We start from the raw sequence: 23,685 nt of genomic DNA on the forward strand, positions 1-23,685 counted from the left end.
CGCCCTGAAGCCGCTCGTAGGACAGGGCCTGGAAAGTCTTCAGGTAGGTCGCAACCGCATGCAGGCGTGGCCCGAAAGGCGTGCCCTTGGCCGCTTCCGGCAGCGGCGCGGCAACTCGCGTTCCGCAGGAGGGGCAGACGACCGAGAGCCGAACATGCCGCTCGACGATCGGATGTGTCTCGGCAAGATCGACCCTCTCGTGGGCGCTCGCCGTCTCGGCAGGCAAATCACCCGCGAGCAACGCCCGACAACAGGGGCATTCGCCCGGTCGATGCTCAAAGAGACGATCGAACCGATCGCTCATGGCCCGAGCCTTGCCTTCGTGGCCGGGCTTGGCGCCGCCCGGCCTAGCCTTCTCGCGCCTCTCCTTGCGATCCGTCGACGGTGGCTTCGACGACGTCCGAGACGTCTTCTCCGGTCTCTGCAGCCGCAGCACCAGATCGATCAGTTCGTCCTTCGAAAGCCGCTGCAAATCACCGCGTTCCATCCCGACATGGATTCAGCGATCGGCCCCGTTGGCAAGGGGGTGGGTAATTACTCGGCATCGACGAGGGCATGGATCTTGGTGGTCAGGCCGCCACGGGAATGTCCCATGCACGGATCGACAGGTCCCCTTTTTCGCGCCGGCACCATGCTGGTGACGCGAACGCAGGATGAGTCGATCATCACGATGTCGCCGTCGTAAGCCTCGGAGACCGCTGCCCGAAGGCGATCACACACGCTGGCAGTGCGTATGGTGTGATCGGTCATATTTCCTAACTTTTTCCTAACTTGTTCGTAACTATAGGCTATCACTTTATAGCGCCATCTAGCGACCGTTCGGCCGAAGCTATGGCGTCCTTTCGCATGCAGTCACTGGGAGAAATTATGGCGATCGATCCGAAGCAGCTCGCCGCTTCTGCGCTCCGTCATCAGGCAGCGCAACGGCGAACTGGCGCGAGCACATTTGCAGCTGTGCGAGAGGTGCTCCCGACGATCCGGGGTCTGCGGGAAAAGGGCGTTTCCTGGGCTGCAATCGCGGCAGCGCTGGGTGAGGCCGGCGTGACCCAGGGCAAGGATGATACGGTTCAGCCGATCACGGTCGATCGCCTAAGGGCAGTCCATGCACAGATCGTGAAGGCCGACCGGAAGGCCGAGGCGAAGCGGGCAAATCATGCTGCTCGGCCGGACATCGTAGCTCCATCGAGGTCCGAGACGGCAAGATCGAAAAAACTTAAACTTTCAGACGAACTCGGAATTAAACCACAGGACGATAAACGGGAGAGGACTTTGTTCGAGGGCGAAGATGCCATTCGCCAGCGAGATCTGGCTGGCGTCGAACGACTTTTTAAGAAGGGGGAATAAAGCATGGTGCGCGTACTGCTAGTCGGACAAGACAAGGGTGGCGTCGGAAAGACGCTGCTCGTGCGCGGCCTTGCAGAGGCTTTGCCCGAGGCGCCAGTGATCGAGGTGGACTCCACACAGCGCCTGCTCGAGCTGAAGGTACGCACCCACTTCTTCCCGATGCGCGTTGATCGCAGCGAGATTGAGCGCACCGGCGGAAAAGCGGCACGAGGCGAGTTCGACGGCGTCATCGCCGCGGTTGCTGGCGCGAGCCTGCCGACGATCGTCGACATCGGAGCTAACACCGCCAGCGCACTGCTCGGAACCCTTGCCGAACTTAAAGACGATCTCGCGGAGGCAGGCGTCGAACTCGGTATCCTCGTCGTCGTGACCGCCGAGCCTGGAGCTCGGGCGGAGGCGCCGAAGCTGATGGCGCTCACCAAGGGCTGGACCAAACGTTTCGTTGTGGAGAACCGGCTGCACGGACCAGTCGAACCCGTGGAACTGAAGAAGATCGCCGATGGTGGCCTCGTTACTGTGCTGGACGAGCAGGTCATGGAAGACAAAGCGGCCGAACTCCTGCAGAAGGGCGGCCTTGCCAGCATCCCAAAGCTCGATACCGCAGCTTTGACCAAGGAATTCGGACTGCCTTTGGGATCACGCATCCGGCGTGATCTCACCCGTACCCGGCTGAAGACGATGGAAGCGGTCGAGCCGGCAGCCCGGTGGCTGGTGGGAGAATAATGCAATGAGCGGTCCGCAGGACGGACGCATCGGCTGGTCCGATGACGAAGCGGCGCGGATTCGGCGGGAGGCGCTCCGGCACCACAACGATGCACAGGCGCTTGTAGATCAGATCAGTCGCGACAGGCTTCGTCAGCTGCAGGCAGGGCCGCGGATGGCGGCTCTCGCCGCGATCGATGATGAGACCTTGACGCCTAGGGACAGGGCAATCCTGCTCGCTTGGCTCGGAAATGAAAAGAGCCTAAAGCGCCTGGAAGGCTCCAGCTCTCCAACGGCGAGGGGTCGTACAATTCGGCTTCCCCGGATCGGGCTTAAATCCAGCGCGGCCGGAGTTTTTGTTGTCGCCCTGGCGGGATGCTTTGCGCTTGCGTGGCACACGACGCCGCTCGGCAGGATGACCATAAAGCAGTCGATGCAGGTTGATATGGTCTCGCAGAACGCGGCGGTTACCATTCCCATAACCTACAGAGCGGGAGACAAGGCGACCGTAATGGCAATCGACGCAACGACTGGCCTTGTCCATCTTCAGACATGGAGCAGAGGCGACGGCTACATGCGGGCAGACGTGCCTCTCGCATACTTTGTTACCGACTGACCTGATCCGCTCGCCTCTTCGACTGAGAGTCGCTAATCTCCTTTTCTTGGTGCCGCGCACCGTAAATGCTACTGCAAGGTCAGACCGCGTTCAGCCTGCTGTGATCACTGGGTGCTCCGGGCGGGAGGAGCAGCCTCGTAGAGGCCGGCGTACCGCCGATCCTCGAAATACCGGACTTTCCCCAGCCGCATCGGAAGACGCGCCTTGGCGCTGGCGATCTCGGCGATAGCGATGAGCTCGCGGTTGGACATCGACTGAATGTTCGCCGCCGGCATCAACGGAACGGCTTGGGGCGTGCGGCCAGTCGAAGAGGACTGGTCCTGCTGGCGGCGCTGCTGGCCAGACGTCTCCACAAATTCTGTTCGCTGTCCGAGCGTCTTAGAGAACCATTCCGCATCTTCTCCGCCGCCTAGACCACCGACGTCAGAGAAGGTCGAAACCGCTGCAGTGCCGAATATAGTACGGGCGCCGCCCGGACCGTAGGTCTCTTCGATCTGGCCACGGCTTTGCCAGAAGCTCCAAATAGACAGACCGCGTCCCGGCATTTCTCCCAAGGCTACCAGAAGCTGTCGGAACTCGCCGAGCGTGTAGGCCTCGTCGATGAACAGCATCAGACGCTCGTCATCCGGCTGACGCCGGTTGCGCATGGCCTCGAAAAGGTCGGCGATCAGCCACCGCACGAAGGGTGACAGCGTCTCGATGTCTTCCGTTGGTATCGTCACAAAAAGATCCGCCCGGCCACGCGCAACCTCGGTGAGATCGAAGGTGGAGGACGTGACAAGGGCGGCGGCGCGAGGGTCTAGGAGCCACTTGACCGCCTGCTGCGCTGTCGAGATCAGTGGACTGAGAGAGCGATCATCGAGACGCAGATCGTTTCCAAGGCTGCGCAGGATCGCGTGACCGCGATGCGCGTCGGCAAGCTCTGTAAGCTCCTCTCGATCATTGAGAAGGCGTTCAACGTCGCTCGGCACGGGGACTCTCCCCTCATCCTGTGCCTCGAGGACAGCGGCGGCGATAACGCCAGCCAAAAACATCGAGCCCCGTTCTCGAAAGTAGGGATTTTCGCCCTTCATGGAGGGAAGCAGCGCATAGGCGGTGCGCTGCAAGAGAAGCACATCGCCAATGTCGATCCGCTCAAGCGGGTTCCAGCGATCGATGCCGACGGCGGTCCGCCGAAAGTCGAGGCAGTGGACGGGACGACCGAGTTCTGCACGCCGCCTCCCGGCGGCCTTATAGGCTTCACCCTTCGGATCGATGACCATGGCGGGGCCTGCCCACGCGGTAGCGTCTGGACTGAGGAGATTGTTGATGACGAAGGCCGAGGTCTTGCCCGACCGGGGCGGCGCAATCGTCAGAAGATTGCTCTCCACCTGGACACGCACGCTTCTGTTGGTCTTCGGATCAAGTCCCAGCTCAAGACCCCGAGCAAGCTGCCGCCGCTCTTTGTCGCTCGCCCAGCGGGCGGCGCCGAATTGCGCGGCGGGATCGCTCCGGTCCGGCCGTGAGGGCGGCAGCCCGGAAATGGTCCCGATCACGGCAAGGGCGGTCATTGCGAGGATTCCAAAGAATTGGAGTTGCCCGCCACCGGCGAAGGCGGGATGGCGTCCGATAGCCATCAAGTAGAAGGGTCCGATGATGGAGCGGCGATCCAACGTCATCAGATACCCCCACCACTGACTTGGCTTTTCAGCCGACTCCGGCCAGAAATCCGGATTGAGGCCGTGAGTCATCGCCTCAGCGAGCAGGTAGCCGCCATAAGGGATCCCAATGATGATGACGACGAGAAGTGCACTGCGCACTTTTTCGCTGAAACTCATGCTGCCGCTCGTGGATGGAAAAATCGCGAGAGATCGCATGATAAGGCTGCGGACGTTAACCACCGGGTCTGCCAAAGGCTTCAATTTGAGGTTTTAGGTGATGCTGTGACCCAGATGGTCTCAGACCGACGGATTGCGCGTGTCGCATCACCCGTGAACGCTGTCCGCAACGCGGCCGTTACAGATCTTGTCCGCGTGATAGGAAGCCGGGCGCTGCCGCGCCCGGCTGGCTATCCGCCTCAGGCGGCGGTCTTCATCGCACCTTTGCGCTTGCTTTCCTGCTTGATGGATTGATCCGCCTTTGCGGCCCCCGGTCTGGCGAGGAGCGCGAACTCGCGAACCAGCAGGTCGGTCGCAAAGATCGTCTCGCCGTTCTTTTCGTAGCGGCTCTGGCGGATACGGCCGGTGGTGCGGACGAGGTCGCCCTTGGCGATGGTCTCTGCGATCGTCTGGAGCTGCTGCGGGCTGAACACGACGACCTCGTTCCAGTGGGTGTCGTCGCGCCATTCATTCTTATCGTCGCGGACACGGTAGTTCGAGGCGATGGTGAGGCGGGTGGCATTGGCGAAGGCGGCGATCCGGGCAACGCGGCCGATGATTTCGAAAGTGGCGGTGGCGGTCATGTCATGATCCTCTTCGTTGAAGGCATCGCGGGTCTTGCGATGGGATCATGAGAAGGCGGTCCGAGCGCGGGGTCAGGCGCAATCTCGGAGGGTCACGGTGCCCAGCGCCGGGAGACCGAAGCTGCCGCAGGCGGCGCGATTGTGCTTGACGCTGGGAGCGATCGGCAGCGGCTTTCGTCCCATCGAGAGCTAGGCCCCGTATGTCCTCAGCGAGGCGCGTTCATGCACCTGTCAACCTGACACTGTGATCATCAAAGTGTGCCCGACCCTGAGCCTCGCAAGCCATTGTACGAACACAGCCTTGCCCCCGGTTCCTTGCGGCCGATGAATGCGCACAAGAGCTCACTCGACAGGATCCTTCTGATTTCCGACATGCGATTCCAGAGGCCGTTCGCGGTCGTCCGGATGAAGCTGTTCGGCAAGCCGCCGGTAAAGCGCGCTCCCGCCATGACGGACAAGATCGTCATTGAAGTCCGAACCGATCGGATCAAGAGGGACGACGTCGATCTCCGCCAAGCGGCGCCGCAGTTTGGCAGCCTCGGTATAGCCGGCAGGACTCTGATCGCGAGCGACATCGAGGCGCCGCACCTGCGGCTACCGAGGATCTGCGGGGTTCAAGATCATGCCGGGGATGATGACGGATTGCGATGCTCCAAGATCGGATTGGCGAGGCCCCGCTTTCACTGGCCCTGTGGCAACGGTCACGCCAACCGCTTCAGAGACCGAGGTCGAGGTCTGGACTACGATCTTGCGTCCTCTCGGGCGCGAACGGTCGGAAGGACACAATGTTCAGCTTCTCGTCGTAGCGCTCCGCCTCGGCGACCAGAGCAGCAAGTTTCGCCTTCGGATCAACAGTCGCCTCGCCATCGGTCTCGATAATGGTCTTGCTCGTTTGGCGCATCAGGCGGTCGGCGTCGACGACCATAATGGCCTCGGATCGATGCCTGGTCATCGCGACATAGGTCTCGCGGGCGTCGGTCCGCATTCCGACGTGGAAGACAGCCGCATCTACCGTCCGGCCCTGCACCGAGTAGGTAGTTCCGGCATAGGCGTGGGTGATGCGCGGCAGCGGCCGCTTGGTGCGTCCGCGCCGCGGCGGCGCAAGATCAGTCCATTTCGCCGTAACGTTCGCTCCTCCTTCTATCTCAATCGTGAGCAGAGGATCTTGTGATTGCCGAGACTCGATCGTGCGCACCGTTCCCCTTGTGCCATTGCGAAGCCCAAACGCCTTCAAATTCGCGCCGAACCGGATCCGGTCGCCGACGGCAAGCTCGAGTACGACCGCCTTATTCTTGCGGTTGACGGCGGGAACGGTGACATCCGTCTCTCCCAGACCTCCCTCCTGCCGCAGGACCTGCCGAACGGCCCGATTGATCGTACTTGCGTCTTTGTTGGAGCGTGTAACGATGACGACGTCCTCACCATGGCGCTGGCGAAGCGCCTGCCAGGCTGCGAGCGTCTGCTGCACCGCAGCCTCTGCACCGTCGGCAAAGAGGATGGCGTCTCGGTCCTGGTATGCGGCGAGCGCCTTGTCAAAACGGCCTTCGCTCATGGCGATCGAGGCCTGCCGCTGCCATTCATGGGCCTGACGGCGGATGATCTTCAGGGTTTCGACCTCGCGCAGCTCGCCCGCCACCGCCGAAAGGGCACTTCCTTGCGAGACCGCATTCAGTTGCCGGCGATCGCCGAAGGCGATTACCTTGGCGCCGCCTCGCTGGGCCTCCACGAGCACCGCGGCCATGTCGAGCGTGCCGAGCATGCCGGCCTCGTCGACGAGAACCAGGGTGCGGCTGTCGAACCTAGTTACCGCGCGTCTGCCTGCAGTTCCTTCCCTGGCAGCGATCTCGCGATCATAACGCCATTTGGCGGCAGCCTGGGCAGGCACACCGACGGATCGTGTCAGTTCGTCGGCAGCAAGCCACGTGGGGGCAAGCGCGATCGTCCTCAGTCCGGATCGATCGGCAGCATCCTTGATGGCTTTGGCAAGGGTGGTCTTACCGGTTCCCGCGCCGGCCTCGATCAACGAGACACCGTCTCGGCTCGCGGCGCCTTGGACGGCCGCCTGCTGCTCGTCGGAAAGATGTTCGGCGGCGGCGAGGGCTGCGGTCACCGCCTCTGCCCGAAAGAAGCTCCGCTCCTCGCCGCGTCGGCAGGCCCGCAGCATCGCCGTCTCCCGTTCTATGAGATAGTCGGTGGTCCAGGCGGCACTGCGGCCCTCCCGCAATGTGATCAGCGCCTTCCTGGCCTGAAGCGCCTGCAGTTCTGCCTCGACCCCTTCGATGTCGATCCCGCGCAGGCTGGCCGCAACGAGTGAGTGCCGCAAGACATCGGAGCGCGTAACGACGCTTTCATGTGACAGAAGCTTCGAGGCGGCGCAGGCGACTGGTCCCTTTCCCGGGACAGGGACGGGATCGAGTGCCGGTCCTTGCTCCTCATCCGCTCTGTCATCGTGACTGAACTCAGAATGCGCATCTCCCGGGCCGATGCGGGCACCATCGAGCGTTCGCGCTCTTCCGGCTTCGAGCGCGATTTCCCAGATCCGGTCGCGGTCGCTGCCGAACTCGCTGTACCAACGTTTTTCAAGTTCGGCTCCAGTGGGGAGTTCTTCCTTGGAGGTACGGGTGCTGAGCGCCGCACGTTCCTTGCGCTTCGCCGACGCGGTCCTTCGGTCTCCGATGACGTCTTCGATCATCCGCGACCGCTTGGAGAAGGTTTCGATCAGTTCGGGATCGATGCCGTCGATCTCGAACTGATCCTGTCCCGCTTCCCGGAATCCAAACCCTTTTTGAGCGAGGAGGCTGGCCAGTTCGGCGCGATAGGCCGCGCCAATGGTAAGGACCCATTTGAACATCGCATCCGGCTCGAGCGTGCGATGCTTGCCATCGGCCGAGCCAGCGACATTCAAGAAGACGCAGTGCGTATGAAGGTTGGGGTCACCGGCCCGTGAGGTCGTATGCCGAAACCGACCGACGATAATGTCCGTCGGCTGCTCCCGGATGATTCCGCCGGCGCCGAGACGCACTTCCAGGAGGTGTTGGCGTTCAATGAAGCGGAGCGCCGCTTCGACGGCCTTGCCATGCAGGGCTTCCATCTCCCCGCGCTGCGTGTCCGTTCCGGCTGCCCAAAGCAAAGACAGGGTCTTCGGGGCTGAGAAGGTCACATCCCAGCCGGCGCGATGGCGCTTGCCTGATCCACGAACGAGACCTTTGCCCTTGCCGGGATGAACACCGGCACAGAGATCGCGAAAGGTCTCCTTGTCGATCGCACTGCCATGCCGGACGACGGTTTCACCGGTCGACCACCAGATGCCACCACCATCGGCAAGATAATATTCATCGCGATTGCGGGGCCGCGCTTCGCGATTGGGATCATTCACATAATAGAGCCCGGCATCGCGACCGGACCCGAGGCGATGTGTGGTTGCCGTCATGGCAGAACGAGTAGCGGATGGGGCTGAATCCTCATTCCGAAGAAATGATCAAATTGAATGGTTTCTCCGCCCGGATCGGGGTAGCGCTGACCTTGACGGATCGACGAACGAACAGACTGACGCTCATCTCCCCAATGCCGCGCGTCGTAGCGGCGACGCGTCCAAGGCGTCTATCTCTATGCCTTCCCCATCCAGCAACTTACCCTGATCTCTATACCAGAGCTTCTGGGGCTCGATGGGCGTGACGGCCTCACTGACGATCGCGAGCGGCTATCTCAACACCTGCCATGGCTTCGAGGCGAGAGTGTTGCGCCTGCGCCATCCGCTGGCCGCTCTAACACGCATGCCGTTCCGCCAGATCGGCGCGCTCACCGCAAGTGGAGCCGCCACAGTTCCTTCCGAGTGTACACTGATGCAAAAAAGGATGAATGAACTGATGCGGAAGCTGGAAGGGTGAAACAACGCTTGCCACACAAAAGCGTTGATACGTGCGCAGTTCTGCGCGGCGTATCCCATAGAAGACCGCCCTCGAGACGATCAGGTCTCGAGGGCGGCAAACACGTTAGCTTGAGACGTACCCGATTTTCTGCCCTTAGGCGAAATCGAATTCCGGGCTGGCGGCCTGCGGCGTGAAGGATACGTCGCTCGCCTGAAGAGTGCCGACATTCTCGAGCGTCAACACCGAGCCGTCACTGAAGGTGATGGTCGCATTTCCGCCGGCAAAGCTGGTCGCGGCCTGAACCTGAGAAAAGTCGGTGAAGCCGCTTCCCGAAAGGTTCAGAAGGTCGCTGGCGATATCAAAGCCGGTGATCGTGTCATTGCCGCCACCCGCTGAATAGACCCAGCTGTCCTGCGCGCCGTCGCCCGTCCCGAAATAGATCCGGTCGTTGCCGGCGCCGCCGTAGAACACATCGCTGCCCGATCCGCCATAGAGCGTATCGGCTCCCTCGCCCCCGAACAGTGTGTCGTTGCCGCCGCCGCCGCCGAGAACGTCGTTGCCGCCGCTGCCGCCGAGCACGTCATTGCCGTCGCCGCCATAGACGCTGTCATTGCCGGCCCCGGCATAAACGACGTCCGTGGCGTTGCCGCCGAACATCAGGTCGTCGCCCGAACCACCATAGAGCGTGTCGGCGTCGAGGCCGCCATAGACGCTGTCATTGCCGGCCCCGGAGAAGAAAATGTCGGTGCCCGCGCCGCCGCCGAGAAGGTCGCCATCGTCGCCGCCGCCGAGCGTGTCGTTGCCCTCGCCGCCGAACAGAACGTCGACGCCGGCGCCGCCGTAGAGCGCATCGTTGTCTGCACCGCCGAACAGGACGTCGTTGCCGGCGCCGCCATACAGCGTGTCATTGCCGGCGCTGCCGAACATCTGGTCGTCCCCGGCATTGCCGGTCAACGTGTTAGCCGCCTGATTGCCGGAGATCGTGTCGGCGCCGGAGCCGCCAATCGCATTCTCGATCAAAGAGCGGCTGTCACCTTCGAAGAGCAGCGCATTGTAGATGTTGCCGCTGGCATAGACCGAATTGGTGCCGTCACTGCCCAGAAGCGCCTGCTGCACGCTCGAAAAGAGCGAGTGCCCGCCCGGGCTGAGGTCGATCGTCAGATTGGTCGAATAGGCGCTGAGATCGTAGGTGTCGTTGCCGTTGCCGTCCCAGATCGTGGCGAAGATGCGGTTGTCGGTCGGTTGGAGCACCGCCTCGCCGTTGATCGAGGTCACGCCACTGTCGGGCGTCCAGCGATAGACGGTATCGCCGGAATTGGCGGTGAAGTCAGCACCGTACATGCGCTGCAGCGCAGCGATGTCGAGCATCATATAGGTCTGGGGGTAGCCCCCGGCCTCATTGGTGTAGCCATTGGTATCGCCGCCGACGAAGCTGCGATAGGTCATGACGGTGTATTCCGTCGTATCGTACTGTGCCGGCAGAGCCGGAGCCGTACCCCCGTCCGGATAGGCATCCGCTTCGTGACCATGCTTGAGCCCGAGGGCATGACCGATCTCGTGCAGGAAGGTGACCCAGGCATAGTTGCCGACGGCCGGTGCGTCGTAGCCGTTGGTGGCATCTGTGCCGAAGAAGGCATCGCCACCATTGTCCGGACCAGGATAATAGGCGAAGGCCGTCGGGTTTGCGCCGGAAGAGTTCGCGACACGCATGTCGGCAGCGGCGCTGTTGCTCTCCTGGCTGAAGTCGAGATTGGTAAAGCCCTCGACCGAAAACGCGCCTCGCGCCGTCGAAGAAAAGGCCGTGTCGAGGATGGTCCGCACCGCATTCATCTGGGTCGCGTTTAGCGCCGAGAAATCCTGCGTCTGGGGGGAATTCGGATAGTCTGCCGGATAGTCCGACGGAGAGGTGGGGAACCCGTAGGTTACCGGACTGTCCCAAGCTGACCCGGCCAAAATGCCGTCGATCAGCGGATTACCTGTTTGCGATACAAAAACGCCCGTGGCGTATTGCGACATTGCCGCGTTCTCCAGAGAAATGCTCACCCCGCACATCGATGGATGCTCGATTTTTATTTAAGATTCAATAGCTTTTCTTAGAGCACACAAAATTTCGCACGCTGGCTCGCTCCGTTCAGCAGCCATTCAGTGGTATCCGGCTATCCCGGCCCATCCGACATGACGAAGGCGAGGATTGCAGGTGGTACAGTATCGGCAGATGATGGCGCAAAGCTTCGGTCTTGCCCTGGCCGTCGCGGCGGTCCTGGCGCCGGGCGCGCGAGCGGAGGGCGGAATGACGGGTGACGAGAAGGCGAACAAGCCTGCCGCCAACGGGCCTGCCCGGGCTGCTCCCCGGGCCGCTTCGCCAGCCGCGCCGCATATGGATTTCGAAGAGGTCCTGCGGCGCGAATATGAGGCCGCTCTCGCCAAGGGGACGGACGAGGCGCTGGCGCTGTTCATCGCCCGCCATCCGAAGCACAAGCTTGCCGACCAGGCGCGCGCCAAGCTGGTTCGCGGCGGCCAATCGGAAAGACCGGATAGCAAGGAAACAGGTCCTGACGCGGCGGTGCTGAAGGATTTCACGCGTGCGACCCGGGTGAATTCTGTTGCGGCCTATGATGCCTTCATTTCCCGCCATCCCCGCCATCCCCTGGCCGAGGAAGCCCGGCGCATGCGCGCCGACGCGAAGATCAAATCCCGGCCTTGACGCAAGACCGTTGATCCGGCGCCGCTTCCCACTGAGGCGTCGGACCCCACCTTGCGGGCCGGGCAGCCTCCTCGCCAGGATCCGTCACGCGCAGCGCGAATAGCAAATCATCCCGCGTAGAAAACGAATGGGACCGGCTCATCCGCGACCTCGATAGGGGTGGTGAGACCGGGCACGTTCGGCCCCGCACCCCTTCAGGGCTGAAACGGAGTGGAAGACGGTGATTAAAGCCGAATGGCAGAAACACGACACGGGCGTGGTTCCGGCGCAGCCGAAAGCCCAGCCCACAGGGCAATGCCCCATCGTCTCCCAAACCTCATAGGCGAGCGCGAAGCGTTCTGATGTTCAGTGCTGGGCTGTCCAAGGGTCGATTATCGGGACGCCTGCCGCGTTGAATGCGCTGGCATCGCGTGTCGCAACGGTGAAACCATGAGCGGTGGCAATGGCGGCGATATAGCCGTCCGGCGTGGGAAAGCCCCTGCCCGCCTTGCGGACGGCAACTGCAAGATCGGCATAGCGACCGGCGGCGTCGGTATCGAAGGCGAGGATTCTGCCGTCGAACAGCGGGAGCATCTCGTCGAACGTCGCGGCGAGCTTCTTCTTGCGCCTTCCTTCCGGCAGCGCGCCGATGCCGAACAGGAGTTCCGCGACGGTCACGCTGGAGATGTAGAGCGTTTCGGCAGCCTGTTCGTCCAGCCACTCGCGCACGGTGGGGTCCGGCTCCGGCTTCATCGCTTCGGAGACGACATTTGTATCCAGAACGATCATTCAAAGCTCATCGGCGTGGCGGGCGTCTTGTCGCGGTCCTGTTTCAGTGCCTCGAAATCGGCATTGGTGAGCCCGGCCTTGCGGCTTAACGCCGACAGGGCGGAACCGAGGCGCAGGCGCTCCGCGGGACGCACCGCCGACTCCAGAATCTCGCGTATTTCGGCTTCGGTGCTGCGGCCATGCTGTGCCGCGCGCACCTTGAGGGCGCGATGCGTCTCATCGGAGAGGTTGCGAATGGTGACAGCTGGCATATGATATCATCTCGCTCCCGACGATAGCGATGATATCAATATGCAGAAACGCTATCGAATGGCAAGATGCGACCTCTATCGGGCCGCTTGGGCCTATAGAACCGTCATGGCATACGAGATGCCGCTGCCTTGGGGCATCCACCGCATTAGCTCACTCCGCGACAACGGATCTCAAAGGCGCTCGTACGCCGCGCGGGCTGTGATACGGCCGCCGCGAACGGCGGGCCTGATACTCCAAAAGCGAAAGGGCGACCCGAAGGCCGCCCTTTCCCGTCTGTCTGGTTATGTTATCTGCAGGCTAGCTCAGAGCGAGTGGCTCTGATCGTCGAACTGCAGCGTTTCAACATCCGTGACCGTGTAGACACTGCCGTCGGCGAAGCTGACGGTCGTCACGCCACCGGAAGTCACGACGGTTGCATCGGTATAGTCATGTCCCTCGAAGGCCAGGGCATCATTGCCGTCGCCGCCATGGACAGTATCCTGGCCCACGCCCGGATCCGCGTAGATCGTGTCGTCGCCCGCGCCACCCTCGATCAGGTCGTTGCCGGCACCGCCATAGAGCGTGTCGTTTCCTTCGCCGCCATACAGCGTGTCGTCGCCGGCACCGCCGCCGATTACGTCATTGCCATCGCTACCGTAGAGCGTGTCATTGCCGTCGCCGCCATAGAGCGTGTCGTTGTCGGCACCACCGTAAAGCGTATCGTCACCCGCGCCGCCGAAGACCAGATCCTGGCCGTCATGACCGCCGACGGCATCGTTGCCCGCCCCGCCGTAGAGCGTGTCGGTGCCGATACCTCCGTAAAGGGTGTCGTTGCCCTCGAAGCCGTAGACGGTATCGTCACCGGCGCCACCGAAAGCTCCGTCGTTGCCGGCACTCGTACCGACCTCGTCGTTGTCTGCACCGCCGTAGAGCGTGTCGTCACCGGCGCCGCCCATCAGAGTGTCGTTACCGGTGCTGCCATAGAGGGTGTCGTTGCCCTCACCACCGAAGGACTGGTCGTTGCCCGAGCCGCCGAGCAACTGATCGTCGTTGTCGCCGCCGTAGAGCGTGTCGTTGCCTTCGCCGCCCATCAACACGTCGTTGCCGGCACCGCCCACAACCGTATCATCACCACCGGCGGCAGCCACCGTATCCGCGCCCGCACCGCCATCGATATAATCGTTGGTAGTCGTACCGGCACCGTTGATGAAGTCGTCGCCATTGCTGGTGACGATGAACTTCTCCGCGGCATCACCTGCAATGCCCGAGGCGTCTTGCTCGTTGCCCGCCGCTGCCCCGCCGTAATTCACAGTGATGTTGCCATCGCTGGTGAACACGATGGCGATGGCGCCAGCAGGCGGATTGTAGGTACCGCCAGGCACCTGATCGTAAACGATAATGTCCGCGTTTGAAGCAGGGGTTTCGCCCGGCCCTACGACGGAGACATTCGCCTGCCCGCCATTGGCGAACGTGCCGGCTCGGTCGAGCGCTGCAAGGATATCGTTGACCAGAGTGGTCGACAGACTGTCCGTCCCCTGGAGCTGGGTGGACAATGTCGACCGGTCGCTATCGTATGTCGCCATTCATATTCCCCTGTAAACCGTTCGGCGCCTATTGCTGACTTTTGAAGACTTGAAGTCGCGATGCTGATGCTGCCGGACCTTCGGACCGCGCATCCAAGGCCTTAGCCTCGGCATTCTCGACTTGTATGCGTAGACCCACCAACGGCTCTTCCCCGCTGGCTCCGGACAGACGGACCCGCCGCCCGCGTTGCACAAGCGTCGGCCCTCCTAAAAACAGAGCCTCGACCACCAATTCGGCCGATGCCGACGCAGATCCCGACAACTCGAAGAGGACCCCGGTGAGAGGGCGAGACCTGCCCTTGCTCCCGGCAAATTCACCAAGACCGACAGCATTGACCGCATCCGGTGCCATACCAGCCATCTGAACGCCGTAGCGAAGATCAAGATCGCGAGGCTTGCCGTCCCAGGACAAGGTGATCCCTTCGATCCGGCCGGGATTCTGCGGTCCTGCCAACCACTGGTTCGCGCGAACGCGCACATCGCCCATCCGAGACACATGCCCCTGGAGCATAAGGGACGAGGTATCGACGGGCGCCACCGGCCGCGTCGCCGCTACCCGGGGGCGCGGGGCTTGCTCAGTCAGGTATTCCACGCGAACCGACGCCTCCAGCGAGGAACCGGGACGAAAAGGTCTGATCTCGATCTCTACTTCGATCTGCCGAGACGCGCGAAGGACAAGACATTGCCCCGGCCGCCGCAAAGCATTGTCCGCCGCACCTGGCTCGGCCAGGACAGCCACATCCATATTTGCGGGAATGATCGGCAAAATTCGCGGAGGCTCGGCATGATCGGCCGCCGTGGCGTAACGGATCACCACGAGTCCCCTCTCAATCGAGACGCGTGTCCGCCTTGCTTGATCAGCCTGGAAGCCCATATCTCAGACCTTGCAATTCCCCACAGCGCCGCGAATCGCTGCCGCGACAACCCCCAATAGTGTCTGACATTGCTAATCAGAAATCCTCCGCGCGTCAACGCTTCAGCCGCAACACCCCCAGAAAAACCGCATGCTTTTAAAAATATAGAAAAGGCAAAATATGCCTCTAAACGAAGAGTCGCGGTCCAATACCGTAAAACGCACAGGAGGAGGATTGAAGGGTGAAAAGCGATCTTCCAATTATTATCTGCGAGAGGCATCGATCCTTAACATCAAACCGGACACGTTTCTGCCTTTCATCGTTAGTAGATACGAATAATCTTCTATATTGCGTGGGCTAAAATTTCGCTAATCACCTTTAGACGCTCCGGAGCCGCTAATCGACTTTTCTCTTAACCGACCATGAATAATCTGACACAAGGGGTACCGAAGTGGAGTACCCACCGGAACTTTAAACCGCTCGCGTTTATTGCTACACGCTGCAGTGGATACATCAACCTAATGTCGGTTAGGCGTTCCCTGCTATGGCATCTACCCTAAGGGTATATTAGCGTGGACGGCGGATCATTGCGTCAGCAGCAGAAAATTCGCTAAAGTGAGAGCTAAAGAGCTCTGGCGGAAAGGAAATTGACGATGATCCGCATGGTTTCGAGTGTCGTTTGTGGTGTCTTGGCCACGGCCGCCGTCGCACAGGAGAATGTCCAGGCGAAGTCCGGGGAAGAGGTTCGCGCTGGTTGGATCGGCATTGTGCGGAAGGACTGCACTACGAGTGCACCTCCGAAGGTCAAGCCGATCGCGCTTGCAGAACATGGGCAGATCCGGCTCGCCAAGGCGACGGTTCGCACGAACAGCGTTCCTGCCTGTCCGGGTGTCGAAGTTCCTGCCATTGTTGTGTTCTACAAATCTCGCCCGTCCTATACCGGCGTAGATCGGTTTACGTTGCAGGTCGGCAACGGCACCGACGCCAGCGAGCGCCATTATGACGTCCGCGTAGAATGACGCAGAAAGATCCGGTTTGGCCGAGCCATCTATGGCTGACGACTGACCGCATCCACTCTGTCCCTTGAGCCGGAGACAGACTGGGCTAAGCGAACGCTTTGCGTCGCCGACAAACCGTCTGGGGAGGCTCCCCGAGGAAGCCGCGTATTTGTCAAATGGTGAGCTTCGTAGCCAACCTCAGACATGCCGATCTGGCGCAAACGGACGTCCTTATCTGCGGCAATACAGCAAGACCTATCGTGATTTCAGGACGAAGGCGATCAGGATGCAGGCGGGCAAGACCGGCAGGTGACTGACGGCAATGTCACGTTTTTTCGCATTGACTGCGTAACTACTGCGGATTAACCGTATCTCGATGGGACACGCTGTGGTCTCGCAGGGGGAGCGGAGCGATGAAGACGGCCGACGATCTGATCGCGGACGATGCGCGGCTGTTGTCCTCGCAACTTGCTGCCATGCGCGCTCGCCTCTTTCCTCCCTTGTCGCAGAAGGTCCTGCGATCATTCTCCTCTGGGGAGGCGGCACGTTTGATCGGCGTCTCCGACGGTTATCTGCGGCAATTGTCGCTGTCGGGCGAAGGACCGCAACCCGAGATCGGCCCTGGGGGAAGGCGCTCCTATACGCTTGCCGACATCAATGCGCTGCGCCAACATCTTGCGGGCCAGCACGACAAAGGTAGCGCCAAGGCACGCCAGTATCTGAAATGGCGAGATCCAGACGCCGGCGAGCATCTCCAGGTCATCGCCGTGACCAATTTCAAAGGGGGCTCCGGCAAGACTACGACCTCGGCCCATCTTGCCCAATATTTTGCTCTTGAAGGCTATCGCACGCTCGGCATTGATCTCGATCCGCAAGCGTCTTTTTCCACCCTGCTCGGCTATCAACCCGAGCATGACCTTTCCGGCAACGACACGCTCTATGGCGCAATCCGCTACGACGGCGAGAGACGCCCGCTGGCCGAGATTGTCCAGCACACCTATTTTGACGGGCTCGACCTCGTACCGGGCAACCTGGAACTCCAGGAGTTCGAGCACACTACGCCGCGTGAACTTGCCAAGGATGGCGGCACCGGCGGACTGCCCTTCTTCGTCAGGGTACAGAGCGCGATAGCGGAGGTTGCGGACAATTACGACATCGTCATTCTCGACTGCCCGCCCCAGCTCGGCTTTCTGACGCTCGGCGCGCTCTGCGCGGCGACCTCGGTGATCGTCACCGTGCATCCGCAGATGCTCGACGTCGCTTCGATGAGCCAGTTCCTGTTCATGACCGCCGACCTCCTCTCGGTGGTGCGCGAGGCCGGCGGCACGCTGCAATTCGACTTCCTGCGCTATCTCCTCACTCGCTACGAGCCGCATGACGCCCCGCAGGCGCAGATCGCCGGCTTTCTGCGCGCCCAGTTCGGTGACCGGGTGCTGACCAACGCCATGCTGAAGTCGACCGCGATCGCCGATGCCGGCCTCACGAAGCAGACGCTCTACGAGGTTGGGCGGGAGAATTTTAGCCGCGGAACCTATGATCGGGTGGTGGAATCCCTCACTGCGGTCAATGACGAGATTGCGGCGCTGGTCCAGAAGAGTTGGGGGCGGATGCGATGAACCGGTCCCCACCCCTGCAGCGAAGCAGCAAGTTGTCAGCTGACAACTTTGCCCACGGCAGGCTGGTCGGCGCTGGGGGGCGGTCATGCATACAGCATGCGAATCGTCTTTCGGACTCTGTAACGGCGGCAGAGTTGTCAGCTGACAACTGCCAGGGGGTAGGTTGGGGTGCGGCCAAGCCAGTCCGGATCCGACGTTCGGCCAGGAAGGCTTCGACAAGGCAGTGTGGGCTGGGGCTTTTTTCCTGGTGCAGCGCGCAGGGCACCGAGCAATCCAGCCTTCCACCGGCCATGCTGAATGCCACGAGGTTGTCAGCTGACAACTATCCCGGTTTAGCACTAGCCGCTTTAAGACCCGCGTGGGCCGCATGGAAGCCTATGCAGCTCAAGTTTGCCAAGACCGGTCGCAAGTTGTCACCTGACAACTTTCGTGGTCATTCCCTGGCCTATGACGCCAACTGGCAGCCAAGCCATCCGAGCACAAACCGTCCCCACCGGATAAGGTCAAGATTGTCAGCTGAGAACTGCGTCAAGGCTGACCCAATGAGGATTCGGCGTGTCAGGGCTCGGCGCTCGGCTTGGCCGTCGTGGGACAGGCAGTCTGAGCTCCGTCTCCTCTCCTTGAACGAAGCACCTGACATCGAGCAGCTGAAATCCGCCGCTCACCCATCAGGCCGAAGCCAATGAGGTTATCAGCCGACAGCTGGGGCGGCGTGGGGCATATCGAGTCAAGCCTCATGCTGGCATCCCGTAAGAGGTTTCAGCCTGTCGCTGCCGCGGCGATGAGTGACAACAGTGCCAAAAGGCCCCCGATCAAGGAGCCGATTGGCACTTGCCGGGATCCAGCGTCCCAGGGCGCCGAACTGATTCTAGGCGCAACAAAGTCAGCCGAGTTGTCAGCTGACAACTGGAATTGCAAATCGGCTGTCCCGAGAAACTTATGGCGCCGGATCACATGCGATCTTCGGGTCAAGCGGACCAAGGCAAGGAGCTCAGCGGCCAGATTTTGGCAGGCAAGGGGCGGAAGCCGCGCCGCGGCTCACACCTTGGACCCTTCCGACGCAACAGAACAAAAGCGGCGGTTGTCAGCTCACAACCTTACCGACAGGATGCCCATCAAACATCACCGCAAGCCGACCCTTAGGAGCCCGGGCCTTCGCCTCAAGCCCGGGACGACAGATAGGTTGTCAGCTGACAATTCTGCCATCCGCCCCACCATCAGGGGGCCAATCGGCACCCCCGTCGATCTGGCCTCCGGGGGCGCCGGGCTAGTCCTGAATGCAGGAAAGCCACCGGAGTTGTCAGCTGACAACTGGGTCCATGGATCGGCCACCGCGGAAGGTTCGTGGCGCCAGCTCGGGTTTGACGTTCGAGCTGAGCGGACGGAAGCAAAGTTGTCAGCGGCAAGTTTCTGGCGCGCAGAGAAGCAAACGCGAACCGCGCAGCGCGTCTCGGAACCTTCCGACGCAACAGGACGAGGTCGGTTGTCAGCTGACAACCCTGCCAACCGGATGCCCATCGAGCGTCACCGCAAGCCGATCCTCAGAAGCCCAGGCTTTCATCTTGAACCCTGGAGGGGAGGCAAGTTGTCAGCTGATAACTCCTCGATCGGACTTACCATTAACGGCCCGATTGCCACCCATCTGGATCAAGCCTCCCAGGGCGCCCGGGTAGACCGGGGCGCAGCAAAGCCGTCCCAGTTGTCAGCTGACAACTGGGGCGGCGGATCGGCCATCGCGGAAGGCGCGTGGCGCCAGATTGAGTTCGACCTTCGAGCTGAGCGGACGGAGGCAAGATTGTCAGCGGTGGCATTTCGACGAGCAAAGGACCTAAGACGAACCGCAGAGCGTGTCTCCAAACCTTCCGACGCAACAGAACGGGATCGGTTGTCAGCTGACAACTCCGCTTTCCTCAGCCCGCTTCCTGACCGCCTGAGGGCAGGTTCCTGTTGCTGGCAGGACTCACGCAGACCGATCGGGAGTACCGCATGAAACGACGCGATCACCTGCGCCAACTCCTCACCGCCCAGAAGGGCGCCGCCGAGACGGCCGAGCCCTCACCGGCACTCCCGGCGAGCGACGACCGGCCGCCGGCTGGGCCCCTGGCACGCGTGCCCTCCGGCGCGGTGAAGGCGATGGGGCTGACCCTCGGCACGCTCGCCCGCGACGCCGAGGCCGCTCGAGCGTTGCGCGCCGAAATCGCTGCCGGCGAACGCGTCGTGGAACTCGATACCGTCAAGATCGAGCCCTCCCCAGTCGCAGACCGTCTGTCGCGGGTCGGTGAGGAGATTGGGCTCGACGAGGCCTTCGAGGCGCTGAAAGCCTCGATCGCCGAGACCGGCCAGCAGGTGCCCGTGCTGGTGCGTCCGCATCAAGACCCCGAGAAGGCGGGGCGCGGTGTCTATCAGACTGCCTATGGCCATCGCCGCATCGCCGCCGCCGCGGCGCTGGGACAAAAGGTGCGGGCAATCATCCGCGAACTCGATGACGCCGCCTTGGTGCTCGCCCAGGGAAAGGAAAATGCTGAGCGCCGAGACCTCTCCTTCATCGAGCGTGCCATCTTCGCCAAGAGGCTTACCGATTATGGCTTTGAGCGCGCCGTCGCGCAGGCCGCGCTCGCCGTCGACAAGGCCGAGATGAGCCGGCTCCTCCAGGTAGCCGAACGGGTCCCGGACTATATCGCCCGGGCGATCGGGCCGGCCCCAAAGGCCGGGCGGCCGCGCTGGCTGGAGCTCGCAGACTATCTCATGAGCGACGCGGGACGGGCGAAGGCGCAGGATGAGATTGGCTCCACCGGCTTTGTCGCCGCCGGCTCCGACGAACGCTTCCGCCGATTGCATGCGCGCCTTCGCCCCCGCAGCCGCGCAAAGGAAGGCAAGAGGCCGGCGCGCAGCATCCTTGCCGCCGACGGCCGCGAAATTGCGCGCCTTACTGCGGTCCGTGGCGGACGCATGCGTCTGGACCTCGGCGCCGCGGACGGCTTTGCGGACTTCCTGGCCGAGCGTCTCGCCAACCTTCACGCCGACTATGAGATGGAGAGGGCGGAAAAATCCGAGGGTCCGGACGAGGCCGCAGAGCGATAGGAAAGGGCCGCCCCGGCGGCCGCAGCCCAGGGAAGGATTGGGGTGGCCGGCTACAGCGGCTCGCGCAGCACGTCGGCCAGCGCCGTCCGCCAAGGCCGCAGGGCGATACCGTGGACGGCTTTCAGCTTCGCACAGTCCAGCTCTGAATTCGCCGGGCGCCGCGCCGGCGTCGGATAGTCGGCCGTCGTGATCGGCGAGACCGTCGGGACGCGCGGCAGGAACGGCTCGGACAGCCGGAAGATCTCGCGGGCGAAGTCGCACCAATTGGTCACGCCCCCGCCGGCGGCATGGAAGGTGCCGAAGCCGCCTGCCGGCATCGCGCCAGCAAGATGCGAACGCGCGATCGCGACGATCGCGTCGGCGAGATCACCGGCGGCCGTCGGCGAACCCGTCTGGTCGGCGACGATCCGCAGCGCCTCGCGCTCGCGCGCCAGCCGCAGCATGGTCTTCACGAAGTTCTGGCCATGGCGCGAATAGACCCAGGCGGTGCGCAGGATCACATGCTCGCCGCAGAGCCGGCGCACGGCCTCCTCGCCAGCGAGCTTGCTCTCGCCATAGACGCCGAGCGGCGCCACCTTATCGTCCTCGCGGTAGGCGCCGATCTTCGACCCGTCGAAGACGTAGTCGGTCGAGACATGGACGATCGCCGCCCCCGCATCTGCGGCCGCCTCGGCGAGATGGGCAGCGCCGTCGCGGTTGACGACGAAGGCCGCCTCCCGCTCGCTCTCGGCCTTGTCGACCGCGGTGTAGGCGGCGGCGTTGACGACGAGCTTTGCGCCCGAGGCCCGGACTGCCGCCATCACCGCGGCCCGGTCGGTGATGTCGAGGCTGGAGCGGTCGAAGGCGGCAAGGCTCATCCCCGCGTCCCGCGCCGCGCGCTCGACCTCGATGCCGAGCTGACCCTTCGCGCCGGCGAGGAGGAGATCGCTCATTTCTCCGCCCCCTTCAGGCCGAGCCGTTCGCCCTGATAGCTCTGCGACCGGATCGCCTCCCACCAGGGCCGGTTGGCGAGATACCAGGCGACGGTCTTGGCGAGCCCGGTCTCGAAGCTTTCCCGCGGCCGCCAGCCGAGTTCGTTAGAGACCTTGGTGATATCCATGGCGTAGCGGACGTCGTGGCCCGGCCGGTCGGTCACGAAGCGGATCAGCTCGCGGTGCGGGCGCCCGCTCGGGGCGAGCTCGTCGAGAAGGTCGCAGATCGCCCGCACGACGGAAATGTTGGTGCGCTCAGCTTCACCGCCGATATTGTAGACCTCGCCGAGGCGGCCCTTGGTCGCCACCGTCCACAGGGCGCGGGCGTGGTCCTCGACGAACAGCCAGTCGCGGACGTTCTCGCCGGTGCCGTAGACCGGCAGGTCCTTGCCCTCCAGACCGTTGAGGATGGTCAGAGGAATGAGCTTTTCGGGGAAGTGGTAGGGGCCGTAATTGTTGGAGCAGTTGGTGGTGACGACCGGCAGCCCGTAGGTGTGGTGCCAGGCGCGCACCAGATGGTCCGAGGATGCCTTGGAGGCCGAATAGGGCGAGTTCGGCGCATAGGCCGTCGTCTCGGTGAACAGGCCCTCGGCCCCGAGCGAGCCGTAGACCTCGTCGGTCGAGATGTGGTGGAAGCGAAAGGCCTCGCGCCGCTCGGCGGGAAGCTTCGACCAATAGGCTCGGGCCGCCTCGAGCAGCCGGTATGTGCCGAGGACGTTGGTCTCGATGAAGGCGGCTGGCCCGTCGATCGAGCGGTCGACATGGCTCTCGGCGGCCAGATGCATGACCATGTCCGGCTGTTCGGCCGAAAAGATCTCGGCCAGCGCCGCGCCGTCGCGGATGTCGGCCTTGACGAAGCTGTAGCCGGGACGGTCGGCGACCGGCGCCACCGTGTCGAGATTGCCGGCATAGGTGAGGGCATCAAGATTGACGACCGACACGCCGAGCTCGCCGACGAGAAGACGGATGACGGCCGAGCCGATGAAGCCGGCGCCGCCTGTAACGAGAACCTTCACCGGGACTGATCCTTGTCGCTGGAGAAATAGGCAGGCAGATCGGCAAGGCGGGGCTGAGTCTTGTCCTTGGCGGACAGGATCGCTTCCTCTTCCGCCAAGCCCCAGTCGATCCCGAGGGCCGGATCGTTCCAGAGAAGGCCCTTGTCGTGCTCGGGCGAATAGACGTTGGAGACCTTGTAGAGGACCTCGGTATCTGGCTCGAGCGTCACAAGGCCATGGGCGAAGCCCACAGGGACGAGGATCTGGTTCCACGCCTTGGCCGAGATGACCGCCGAGACATACCGGCCATAGGTTGGCGAACCGGTCCTGAGATCCACGGCGATGTCGAGGATCGCCCCACGCACGACGCGCACCAGCTTATCCTGGGCAAAGGGCGGTGTCTGGAAATGCAGGCCCCGCACCGTGCCCTTCTCGGCCGAATAGGCATGGTTGTCCTGGACGAAGTCCATGGTGATGCCGGCCTCACGAAAGCGGTCCCGATTGTAGGTCTCGGAGAAGAAGCCGCGGTCGTCGCCATGGCGCCGGCACGTCACGACCAACACCTCCGGGATCGCCAGATGTTCAACGTCTAGTCCGGCCGCCATGTCCTACCTCATGCTCGTTTCGAACGCCCCAGCCGCCCGGAGCGGGTCGGCCAGAGGTCGCGAAGGGATGCGACATCCGGCCATATCGCGATCTTTCCCGGTCCCGATACCCCTCCTCGGCATCATTTCCCAGAGCCAAGGCGTGGCAGGATTGGAAAAGATCTGCGACCAGCACAAGCATTCCCTTTGCAAGAAGGTAAGGCCGATGCATCCAAGGGGAGGGCCGCGACGTTCGAATGGAGCCACGCGTTGCTCTTCCGGCTGCCGCAACGGCCGGTCCCGCCGAGCCGGACGATCTGGCCGCCGCG

At 62.6% G+C, this 23,685-nt stretch carries 20 protein-coding genes and 1 pseudogene; 8 read left to right on the forward strand and 13 right to left on the reverse strand.

Going from position 1 to position 23,685, the window contains the following annotated elements; all coding sequences use genetic code 11:
• Together LH400_RS18105 and LH400_RS18110 are read right to left on the reverse strand one after the other, a co-directional pair.
• The coding region (locus tag LH400_RS18105; protein WP_229154474.1) for an IS66 family transposase zinc-finger binding domain-containing protein at window positions 1-487 on the reverse strand (487 nt) is incomplete at its 3' end.
• Window positions 488-537: 50 nt separating this feature from the next.
• Window positions 538-732: pseudogene (locus LH400_RS18110) on the reverse strand (IS5/IS1182 family transposase); the annotation flags it as partial.
• Between the two features lie 135 nt (window positions 733-867).
• On the opposite strand from LH400_RS18110, the gene LH400_RS18115 reads away from it, so the two are divergent.
• Genes LH400_RS18115 through LH400_RS18125 form a run of 3 tightly spaced genes read left to right on the forward strand, consistent with a single transcriptional unit; the run spans window position 868 to window position 2,662 of the window.
• Window positions 868-1,344, forward strand: coding sequence for a hypothetical protein (locus LH400_RS18115; RefSeq protein WP_229154476.1), 477 nt, complete (start codon window positions 868-870; stop codon window positions 1,342-1,344).
• 3 nt (window positions 1,345-1,347) lie between these two features.
• Window positions 1,348-2,067, forward strand: coding sequence for a P-loop NTPase family protein (locus LH400_RS18120; protein WP_229154478.1), 720 nt, complete (start codon window positions 1,348-1,350; stop codon window positions 2,065-2,067).
• Between the two features lie 4 nt (window positions 2,068-2,071).
• Window positions 2,072-2,662, forward strand: a complete 591-nt coding sequence (locus LH400_RS18125; RefSeq protein ID WP_229154480.1) for a hypothetical protein — start codon at window positions 2,072-2,074, stop codon at window positions 2,660-2,662.
• 104 nt (window positions 2,663-2,766) lie between these two features.
• On the opposite strand, the gene LH400_RS18130 is transcribed toward LH400_RS18125, so the two are convergent.
• From LH400_RS18130 to mobF, 3 genes are all read right to left on the reverse strand, one after another.
• Window positions 2,767-4,479 (reverse strand): type IV secretory system conjugative DNA transfer family protein, encoded by a 1,713-nt coding sequence (locus LH400_RS18130; RefSeq protein ID WP_229154482.1) that lies wholly within the window; start codon window positions 4,477-4,479, stop codon window positions 2,767-2,769.
• A gap of 239 nt (window positions 4,480-4,718) precedes the next feature.
• Window positions 4,719-5,102, reverse strand: coding sequence for a single-stranded DNA-binding protein (locus LH400_RS18135; protein ID WP_229154484.1), 384 nt, complete (start codon window positions 5,100-5,102; stop codon window positions 4,719-4,721).
• Window positions 5,103-5,817: 715 nt separating this feature from the next.
• Window positions 5,818-8,532 (reverse strand): MobF family relaxase, encoded by a 2,715-nt coding sequence (mobF, locus tag LH400_RS18140; RefSeq protein ID WP_229154486.1) that lies wholly within the window; start codon window positions 8,530-8,532, stop codon window positions 5,818-5,820.
• Between the two features lie 235 nt (window positions 8,533-8,767).
• Here mobF and LH400_RS18145 point away from each other — a divergent pair, with 235 nt between their 5' ends.
• Window positions 8,768-8,989, forward strand: a complete 222-nt coding sequence (locus LH400_RS18145; protein ID WP_229154488.1) for a hypothetical protein — start codon at window positions 8,768-8,770, stop codon at window positions 8,987-8,989.
• Between the two features lie 135 nt (window positions 8,990-9,124).
• On the opposite strand, the gene LH400_RS18150 is transcribed toward LH400_RS18145, so the two are convergent.
• Window positions 9,125-11,014, reverse strand: coding sequence for a M10 family metallopeptidase (locus LH400_RS18150; protein WP_229154490.1), 1,890 nt, complete (start codon window positions 11,012-11,014; stop codon window positions 9,125-9,127).
• A gap of 154 nt (window positions 11,015-11,168) precedes the next feature.
• Between LH400_RS18150 and LH400_RS18155 the strand changes: the two genes are divergently transcribed.
• Window positions 11,169-11,675, forward strand: coding sequence for a hypothetical protein (locus LH400_RS18155; protein WP_229154492.1), 507 nt, complete (start codon window positions 11,169-11,171; stop codon window positions 11,673-11,675).
• Between the two features lie 345 nt (window positions 11,676-12,020).
• On the opposite strand, the gene LH400_RS18160 is transcribed toward LH400_RS18155, so the two are convergent.
• The 4 genes from LH400_RS18160 to LH400_RS18180 form a co-directional block, all read right to left on the reverse strand.
• Window positions 12,021-12,443 (reverse strand): type II toxin-antitoxin system VapC family toxin, encoded by a 423-nt coding sequence (locus LH400_RS18160; protein ID WP_229154494.1) that lies wholly within the window; start codon window positions 12,441-12,443, stop codon window positions 12,021-12,023.
• Window positions 12,440-12,694: a FitA-like ribbon-helix-helix domain-containing protein gene (locus tag LH400_RS18165; protein WP_229154496.1), complete on the reverse strand. Its 255-nt coding sequence runs from the start codon at window positions 12,692-12,694 to the stop codon at window positions 12,440-12,442. Before LH400_RS18165 ends, LH400_RS18160 begins: the two co-directional genes overlap by 4 nt.
• A 303-nt stretch (window positions 12,695-12,997) precedes the next feature.
• Window positions 12,998-14,257: a calcium-binding protein gene (locus tag LH400_RS26180; RefSeq protein WP_304502369.1), complete on the reverse strand. Its 1,260-nt coding sequence runs from the start codon at window positions 14,255-14,257 to the stop codon at window positions 12,998-13,000.
• 28 nt (window positions 14,258-14,285) lie between these two features.
• Window positions 14,286-15,071: a hypothetical protein gene (locus LH400_RS18180; protein ID WP_229154498.1), complete on the reverse strand. Its 786-nt coding sequence runs from the start codon at window positions 15,069-15,071 to the stop codon at window positions 14,286-14,288.
• A gap of 693 nt (window positions 15,072-15,764) precedes the next feature.
• On the opposite strand from LH400_RS18180, the gene LH400_RS18185 reads away from it, so the two are divergent.
• The 3 genes from LH400_RS18185 (at window position 15,765) to repB (ending at window position 20,806) form a co-directional block, all read left to right on the forward strand.
• On the forward strand, window positions 15,765-16,130 hold the full coding sequence (locus tag LH400_RS18185; protein WP_229154500.1) for a hypothetical protein: 366 nt from the start codon (window positions 15,765-15,767) through the stop codon (window positions 16,128-16,130).
• Between the two features lie 392 nt (window positions 16,131-16,522).
• Complete coding sequence (gene repA / locus LH400_RS18190) at window positions 16,523-17,725, forward strand: plasmid partitioning protein RepA (RefSeq protein WP_229154502.1); 1,203 nt, start codon at window positions 16,523-16,525, stop codon at window positions 17,723-17,725.
• A gap of 1,986 nt (window positions 17,726-19,711) precedes the next feature.
• A complete protein-coding gene (repB, locus tag LH400_RS18195) occupies window positions 19,712-20,806 on the forward strand; it encodes a plasmid partitioning protein RepB (RefSeq protein WP_229154504.1) in 1,095 nt (364 codons plus the stop codon).
• 50 nt (window positions 20,807-20,856) lie between these two features.
• Here the strand turns inward: repB and rfbD are convergent, their stop codons facing one another.
• Genes rfbD through rfbC form a run of 3 tightly spaced genes read right to left on the reverse strand, consistent with a single transcriptional unit; the run spans window position 20,857 to window position 23,377 of the window.
• Window positions 20,857-21,738 carry a dTDP-4-dehydrorhamnose reductase gene (gene rfbD / locus LH400_RS18200; RefSeq protein WP_229154506.1) on the reverse strand — a complete coding sequence of 294 codons (882 nt, stop codon included), beginning with the start codon at window positions 21,736-21,738 and terminating at the stop codon, window positions 20,857-20,859.
• A complete protein-coding gene (rfbB, locus tag LH400_RS18205) occupies window positions 21,735-22,793 on the reverse strand; it encodes a dTDP-glucose 4,6-dehydratase (RefSeq protein ID WP_229154508.1) in 1,059 nt (352 codons plus the stop codon). Before rfbB ends, rfbD begins: the two co-directional genes overlap by 4 nt.
• Entirely contained in the window at window positions 22,790-23,377 is a 588-nt protein-coding gene (gene rfbC, locus LH400_RS18210) for a dTDP-4-dehydrorhamnose 3,5-epimerase (protein WP_229154509.1), read from the reverse strand. Before rfbC ends, rfbB begins: the two co-directional genes overlap by 4 nt.
• Window positions 23,378-23,685 lie beyond the last annotated feature (308 nt).

The sequence above is a fragment of the Jiella soli genome (assembly GCF_020615385.1).
Classification (GTDB): domain Bacteria; phylum Pseudomonadota; class Alphaproteobacteria; order Rhizobiales; family Rhizobiaceae; genus VKMB-3413.